This window comes from Arthrobacter sp. B0427-1-12 (genome assembly GCF_059092905.1).
The window spans coordinates 41,714-49,713 of sequence record NZ_JBNHIC010000030.1 but is presented as its reverse complement, the minus strand read 5'-3'; the positions used below and the strand labels follow the sequence as shown (position 1 = coordinate 49,713).

Below are 8,000 nucleotides of genomic sequence, written 5' to 3'. Positions count from 1 at the left end.
GATCGCCTGCGTAGCCCGCCGCACCGGCGGGGACCTCGGAGCCCTCTGGGTCATCGAAGGCACGGGAAGCTCGGCGCCGCGTTGGGCGCCGGCACGGGCACTGCCCCGGCAGGAACCGGCCTACGCCTCATGCCGCGGCAGCAGGCCCAGTGCGGTCTCCGGCTCGCACAGCGAGTAGGTGTTGAGGACGGGAACGTCGAGGACCGCTGCGGCTTCCTCAGCGGCCAGCGGCGACGCCGTCAGCAGGCCGGATACCGCGGCGACGGTAACGCCTGCGCCGCGGAGCACCTGGATTCCCGCCGTCGCGCCGAGTGCGTCCGCGGCGGAAAAGACCACGTGGTCCACCACAGTCTGGAAAACCGGATCCGCCAACAGCCGGCGCGTTTCACCCTGGTAGACGCCGTCGGCGATCTCAATGACCACCACATCAGCGGCGGAATTGGCCAGGGCCGCGATCATGCTGATCAGTGTGGCACGGATGGTCTCGTAGTCCAGCCGGACGTCGTGGGATACCCGACGTCGGTGAAGTCGAGCACCCGGACAGCACCGGCGTCGGTAAAGAGGCGGGGATCATTGCCGGACCGACATGATGGCTGCTCCTAGGAATTGCCGTTCGCGGGATTTGCCCTGACGGCAGATGGGAGACGTTCGGGCGATTCGCCGAGCTGGAAACCCGGCCTGACTAAACAGTGCTGCTTGAACCTTGTAGTTTTCTGGTTCCGCTGCGGAGGCAAGCCCGGCCAGCCACTACAGGCAATTTCCAAGGCCCCCTTCCTAGCGTCAATACTGGAAGTCCACGGCAGGACCCACCACAGAGCACGGGAACAGGGGGGAACCATGCAGCAGCGCGCGCCGTTCCGCCTCCTGCGCGCCTCAGTGATCACCGGCGTCGTACTTTCCCTGGCGGGCACGGCACATATGGCGGGCGGCGGCGTTCTGCCGGCACCCGGCATCCAGGCGGCCCTTGCGGTCCTGACCATGCTGGGCGTGACCATTGCGGCCCACCGCCGGAGCAGTGTTCCCGGGCTGGCCGCCATCCTGGGCGCCGGACAACTGCTGCTGCACCAGGCCTTTGAAACAACGACGGCGGCCGCCGCCTGCGCGCCGTCCGTCACCGAAGCGCCGGCCAGCCACCTGAGCCACATCGCCGGCTCGGTCAACAGCATCAGCTGCCAGGGCGCGGCCGGCGGGGCCGGTGTCCTGATGGCACATCCGGGCGTGATGGGTCCGGCCATGCTGGCCGCCCACGCGCTGGCCACGCTGGCCACCGCCGTCGTCATCGCCAAGGGCGAGGCGGCGCTGTGGGCCCTGGCCGCCTGGCTGCGGCCGCTGCTGGACCTTCCGGCACCGGTGGCGCTGCTGCCCCGGCCGCGGCCCGCACCGGTCATCGCGGCCGCACCTGCAGCCCAACCCCGGCAGTTCCTGAGCGTCCGCACGCTGCGCGGTCCGCCTCCGGGAATCTTTCACTGAACACCGGCCCCCGCGGCCACCACCATCCAGTTCCTGCGCTGCCGATTCCAGGCCACAGCGGCCTGCAGCGCGCTTTGAAAGGTTTCCATCATGAACACGTCACTCCGCCGCACCCTGAACGCCTCCCTTGCCGCGGCCGCGACCGCCGGCCTGATGACCCTGGGCCTCGGCTCCGCCGCCGCCCACGTCCATGTCTCCCCGGACGAGACCGCAGCGGGCGCCAGCTCCAACCTGACCTTCGATTTCTCCCACGGCTGCGACGCTTCGCCGACCACGCAGGTCGCCATCACGCTGCCGGACGAGCTCAACGATGCCACTCCCAACGCCCACCCGGGCTGGGACGTGCAGAAGGTTGAAGAGGACCTGGCCGAGCCCCGGACCCTGCCGGACGGCGCCAGCATCACCAAGCGCGTCAGCCAGATTGTGTACACGGCCAAGACCCCTGTTCCCGACGGCGTCAGGGACTCCCTGACGATTTCGGTGACGGTGCCCGAGGCCGAGGGCTCCACCTTGGCGTTCCCCGTGCTGCAGACCTGTGAGCAGGGTGCCACCGACTGGGCCGAAATCCCCGCTGAGGGCAAGGACCCGCACGAGCTGGAATCGCCGGCACCGTCCTTTGCGGTCACCGCGGCCTCCGCCGAGGGGCACGGCCACGGTGAGGAGCAGGCCGAGGATTCAGCCTCCGGCGACGCAGCGGCCGAGCCGGCCAGTGCCGACGTCGAGGCTGCGTCGCAGACCACCAGCACCGGCTCCGACGCCGCCGGCTGGGTGGGCCTGGGCGCAGGCCTGCTCGGACTGGCCGCCGGCGGCACCGCCCTGGCGCGGACCCGCAGGGCCAAGCAGTAATACCGGATCCTGGAACAGCACGACCGGCCGGTGCCCGCACGACTGCGGGCACCGGCCGGTCGCGTCCGGATAACAATCCCGCCGCTTTTGGACGCGACACCGCCGCGCATCGTTGACTCGCTCACACCCAGCCGAGAAGGTTGGTGCTATGAGCAACCGGGCATGGAATACAGTCGCCGCAGCAGCGGCCATGGGAACACTACTTGTTGTCAGCGGCTGCGCCGCGACGTCGGAACCGGAAGCTACCGGTTCCCCCTCCGCAACATCTCCCGCTTCCCTCACCTCCGTTTCCCCCACCCCGACAGCGGCTGAAACCGCACCGTCCCAGCCGGCGTCGGCCGCGCCCGCACCGCAGGCCCAGACTCCCGAAGCCAACGCTCCGCAGACCACCCCGCAGACCACTGCCCCCGGAAGCCCGGCCGCACCGGAAGGACTGTGCACCGCCGGCATGCTCTCCGGCGCGGTGGTGGATATGCCCGGCGGGGCGGCGGCGGGCAGCGTCTACCGCTCGCTGCAGGTCACCAACACCTCCGGCGCCTCCTGCGTCCTGGACGGCTATCCGGGTGTCTCCTATGTAGATGCCGCCGGCAACCAGATCGGTGCCCCCGCGGACCGCGATCCGTCCCAGCCGCGCATGGCCATCACGCTCCAGCCGGGACAGACCGCCGCCGCGGTGCTGAAGCAGACCAACGGGCAGAACTACCAGGATTGCCAGCCGACGCCGGCCGGGGGTGTGCGGGTCTATCCCCCGAGCGCCACGGACTGGCTGATCGCTCCGCAGGACACTACCGCCTGCGCCAACGCCGGGATCGTCCTCATGACCATCGGCGCCTTCCAGCCCCTGTAGTCCGGGCGAACGTCTGGCAGCCGCAACCGGCCGCGCATACCGTCGGTGGCGTGCGCGATGATAATTCCATGACCGATGTGCTGGAAAAGTTCACCCCCGCCACCCGCGAGTGGTTCACGGGGGCCTTTTCCGCGCCCACGCCGGCGCAGTCGGGCGCCTGGGACGCTATTTCGGGCGGATCGCATGCGTTGGTGATCGCACCGACCGGCTCCGGAAAGACGCTCGCCGCGTTCCTCTGGGCTCTGGACACCTTCATCGCGGCCGGCGCGGACGAACTGCCGCTGGAACAGCCCGTCAAGGCCGGCAAGGGCGGGCGGAAAAAGGAACCCCGGCGGGGAACCCGCGTCCTCTACATCTCGCCGCTGAAGGCCCTGGGCGTGGACGTGGAGCGCAACCTGCGGGCGCCGCTGATCGGCATCACGCAGACCGCCCGGCGGCTCGGACTGCCGGCCACAGGCATCACTGTGGGTGTCCGGTCAGGAGATACGACGCCGGCGGAACGGCGGGCGCTGCTGAGCCGGCCGCCGGACATCCTGATCACGACGCCGGAATCCCTCTTCCTCATGCTCACCTCCAAGGCACGGGAAACGCTGACCGAGGTGGACACCGTGATCGTGGACGAGGTCCACGCCGTCGCGGGGACCAAGCGCGGGGCCCACCTGGCCGTGTCCCTGGAGCGGCTGGACGCGCTGCTGCCCAAGCCTGCCCAGCGCATCGGACTTTCGGCCACCGTGGAGCCCAAGGAAACCGTCGCCCGGTTCCTCGGCGGCAGCGCCCCGGTCGCTGTGGTCGCCCCGCCGGCACAGAAAACGTGGGACCTGACCGTCACGGTCCCGGTGGAGGACATGACGGATCTGCCGGCCGCCGCGCTGGACGCGGACGACGCCGGCACCGGCTACGCGCCGCAGGCCAGCATCTGGCCGCATGTGGAGGAAAAGATCGTCGACCTGATCCAGGCCAACCGCTCCACCATCGTCTTCGCCAATTCCCGGCGGCTGGCCGAGCGCCTCACGGCCCGGCTGAACGAGATCCACGAGGAACGGCTTGCCGTGGCCGCCGGAGCCTGGGCCGCGCCGGAGCCGCCGCGGAACCCGCCCGCGCAGCTGATGGCGCAGGCGGGCCAGACGGAGGGGGCCGAACCGCTACTGGCCCGCGCCCACCACGGTTCCGTGTCCAAGGACCAGCGCGCCCTGATCGAGGACGACCTGAAGTCCGGCCGGCTCAAATGCGTCGTGGCCACGTCCAGCCTGGAACTGGGCATCGACATGGGTGCGGTGGACCTGGTGGTGCAGGTCGAATCCCCGCCTTCGGTGGCCAGCGGCCTGCAGCGCGTCGGCCGCGCCGGGCACCAGGTGGGCGAAATCTCCCAGGGCGTCCTGTTCCCCAAGCACCGCGGGGACCTGGTCCACACCGCCGTCACGGTCGAACGCATGCTGGCCGGCCGGATCGAGCGGCTGTTCATTCCCGCCAATCCGCTGGACATCCTCGCCCAGCAGACCGTGGCCGCCGCCGCGCTGGGGACCATCGATGTGGAGGAATGGTTCGACGTCGTACGCCGTTCCGCGCCGTTCGCCACCCTGCCGCGCTCCGCCTTCGACGCCACGCTGGACCTGCTCGCCGGCCGCTACCCGTCGGACGAGTTCGCGGAACTGCGTCCGCGCATCGTCTGGGACCGGGTCGAGGGAACCATCACCGGGCGTCCGGGGGCGCAGCGGCTCGCGGTGACCTCCGGCGGCACCATCCCGGACCGCGGCCTGTTCGGGGTCTACCTGGTCGGTTCGGAGGACAGCGCCAAGGGCGGCAGGCGCGTCGGCGAGCTGGACGAGGAAATGGTGTACGAGTCGCGGGTCGGGGACGTCTTCGCCCTGGGTGCGACCAGCTGGCGGATCGAGGATATCACCCACGACCGGGTGCTGGTCTCCCCGGCCTTCGGCCAGCCGGGCAAGCTCCCGTTCTGGAAGGGCGATTCGCTGGGCCGGCCGGTGGACCTGGGCCGGGCCCTGGGCGCCTTTATCCGCGAGGTCTCCGATGCGGCGCCGGAAACGGCGCTGGCACGGTGCCGCGCCAGCGGGCTCGACGACTGGGCAGCGGGCAACCTGCTGGCCTACCTGACCGAGCAGCGCGAAGCCACCGACGTGGTGCCCAGCGACCGCACCCTGGTGGTCGAACGGTTCCACGACGAGCTCGGCGACTGGCGGGTCGTCCTGCACAGCCCCTTCGGCATGCCCGTCCACGCGCCGTGGGCGCTGGCGGTCGGCGCGCGCCTGAACCAGCGCTACGGGCTGGACGGCTCCGCGATGGCCTCCGACGACGGCATCGTGCTGCGGGTGCCGATGATGGACGAAGAGCCGCCGGGCGCGGAGCTGTTCCTGTTCGACCCCGAGGAACTCGATACGGTGGTCACCGCGGAGGTCGGCGGCTCGGCCCTGTTCGCCTCGCGCTTCCGCGAATGCGCCGCGCGCGCCCTGCTGCTTCCGCGGCAGAACCCGGGCAAGCGCTCGCCGCTGTGGCAGCAGCGCCAGCGGTCCGCGCAGCTGCTGGATGTGGCACGGAAATACCCGGCGTTTCCGATCGTGCTGGAAACGGTCCGGGAATGCCTGCAGGATGTCTATGACCTGCCCGCGCTCAAGGAGTTGGCCGCCGGCATCGAACAGCGCCGGCTGCGCATCGTCGAAACGACCACGAAGCTGCCCTCCCCCTTTGCCCGCTCCCTGCTGTTCGGCTATGTCGGCGCCTTCCTGTATGAGGGGGATTCCCCGCTGGCCGAGCGCCGCGCCGCGGCGCTGTCGCTGGATCCGACGCTGCTGAACGAGCTGCTGGGCCGCGCCGAACTGCGCGAGCTCCTGGATCCGAAGGTCATCGCGCAGACCGAGCGTGAGCTCCAGCGGCTGACTGAGGACCGGAAGGTCCGCGGCCTGGAAGGCATCGCCGACCTGCTGCGGCTGCTGGGCCCGCTGACGACGGCGGAAATCGCCGTCCGCACCCAGCCTCCGATGGAGGAGGCCTGGCTCGACGAACTCGTCGGCGCGCACCGGGCCCTGAAGGTCAGCATCGCCGGCAGCGAGCGCTGGGCCGCGATCGAGGATGCCGCGCGGCTGCGCGACGCCCTGGGCGTTCCGCTGCCCATGGGTGTCCCGCTGGCATTCATCGAACCGGTGCCGGACCCGCTCGGGGACCTGGTGGGCCGCTACGCCCGTACCCACGGCCCCTTTACCAGCGCCGAAGCCGCTCGGCGGTTGGGACTGGGCACCGCCGTCGTCGATACTGTCCTGCACCGGCTGGCCGCCGACGGCCGCGTGGTGGAGGGCGAATTCCGGCCAGCCCCGGCCGCGGAACCGGATTCACCGGACGTGCCGGAGGCTGCGGACCGCGGCAGCGATTTCGCCGGCTCCACCGAATGGTGCGACACCGAAGTACTGCGCCGGATCCGCCGCCGTTCGCTGGCCGCACTGCGCCAGGAGGTCGAGCCGGTCGACCCCCGGACCTACGGGCGGTTCCTGCCGGAATGGCAGAGTGTGGGGGCCAGGCTGCGCGGGCTCGACGGCGTGGCCACCGTCGTCGACCAGCTCTCCGGTGTCCCCATCCCGGCCTCCGCCTGGGAGCCCCTGATCCTGGCCTCCCGCGTCGCCAACTATGCCCCGGCGATGCTGGACGAGCTGATGGCCACCGGCGAAGTGCTGTGGTCCGGCGTGGGTTCGCTGCCCGGCAACGACGGGTGGATCAGCCTGCACCTGGCCGAGAACGCTCCGCTGACGCTGAACCCGAAGCCGGACTTCGAGCCTTCGGTGCTGCAGTACGAGCTGCTCAACCTGCTGGCAGGCGGCGGTGCGTACTTCTTCCGCCAGCTCGCGGAGGGCCTGGCCGCGGCCGGACAGCAGCCCGGCGACGACGCGGTGGTCACCGCGCTCTGGGAACTGGTCTGGGCCGGCCGGATCAGCAATGACACGTTCACGCCGGTCCGCTCCCTGCTGGCCGGCGGCACCACCGCGCACAAACAGCGCCCCACTGCACCCCGCGCCCGGTCCGCACGGATCGGGCGGCTGGGCCGGATGGGCCGCGGCCACGGAGTGCCGCTGCCCGGGGCTTCCGGGCTGCGCGCCGGAGATGGGGGCGCCGGTGCGGGCGGGGCCGCCGGAGCAGGCACGCGCGGTATCGGGCTGCCTGCCCCGCCGATCGCCGCCGGCCGCTGGAGCATCCTGCCCGGCGTCGAACCGGACGCAACGATCCACGCCCATGCCACCGCGGAACTGCTGCTGGACCGCTACGGCGTGGTGACCCGCGGCGCCGTCGCCAATGAGGATATTCCCGGCGGCTTTGGCCTGATGTACAAGGTGCTGGCCCGGCTCGAGGAGATGGGCCGCTGCCGGCGGGGCTATTTCATCGAACATCTCGGCGCCGCGCAGTTCGCCGTCCCGGCCACGGTGGACCGGCTGCGGTCCTTCACCGAAGACAGCCAGCTGCAGAAATCCGAACCGGCCGCCGTCGCCCTGGCCGCGACGGATCCGGCCAATCCCTACGGCGCCGCGCTCCCCTGGCCGGCTCTGGAAACCGGCCACCGGCCCGGCCGCAAGGCGGGCGCGATGGTCATCCTGGTGGACGGGGACCTGGCACTTTACGTGGAGCGCGGCGGCAAGACCCTGCTCTGCTTCACTGAGGACATCGACACGATCGCCCTGGCCGCGAAGTCGCTGGCCGCAGTGATCAAGCGCGGCGCGATCGACAAGATGGCGGTGGAAAAGGTCAACGGCCACGGCATCCTGGACACCCCCCTGGCCCAGGCGTTCATGGACGCGGGCTTCTACTCCACGCCGAGGGGACTGCGGATCCGTGCCTGAAA

Annotated in this window: 5 protein-coding genes; 4 read left to right on the top strand and 1 reads right to left on the bottom strand. The window is 70.9% G+C overall.

The annotated features are described in order from the left end of the window. Nucleotides 1-120 precede the first annotated feature (120 nt). The gene (locus AC5RWU_RS16585; RefSeq protein WP_494031996.1) at nucleotides 121-459 is read right to left on the bottom strand and encodes a hypothetical protein; all 339 of its coding nucleotides are present in this window, start codon (nucleotides 457-459) and stop codon (nucleotides 121-123) included. Between the two features lie 378 nt (nucleotides 460-837). Between AC5RWU_RS16585 and AC5RWU_RS16580 the strand changes: the two genes are divergently transcribed. From AC5RWU_RS16580 to AC5RWU_RS16565, 4 genes are all read left to right on the top strand, one after another. Further along, entirely contained in the window at nucleotides 838-1,470 is a 633-nt protein-coding gene (locus tag AC5RWU_RS16580; protein ID WP_494031997.1) for a hypothetical protein, read from the top strand. 90 nt (nucleotides 1,471-1,560) lie between these two features. After that, nucleotides 1,561-2,316: a YcnI family copper-binding membrane protein gene (locus AC5RWU_RS16575; protein WP_494031998.1), complete on the top strand. Its 756-nt coding sequence runs from the start codon at nucleotides 1,561-1,563 to the stop codon at nucleotides 2,314-2,316. Between the two features lie 148 nt (nucleotides 2,317-2,464). Further along, a complete protein-coding gene (locus AC5RWU_RS16570; RefSeq protein ID WP_494031999.1) occupies nucleotides 2,465-3,163 on the top strand; it encodes a DUF4232 domain-containing protein in 699 nt (232 codons plus the stop codon). A 68-nt stretch (nucleotides 3,164-3,231) separates the two neighbouring features. Then, complete coding sequence (locus tag AC5RWU_RS16565; RefSeq protein ID WP_494032019.1) at nucleotides 3,232-7,998, top strand: ATP-dependent helicase; 4,767 nt, start codon at nucleotides 3,232-3,234, stop codon at nucleotides 7,996-7,998. The last annotated feature ends 2 nt before the right edge of the window (nucleotides 7,999-8,000 follow it).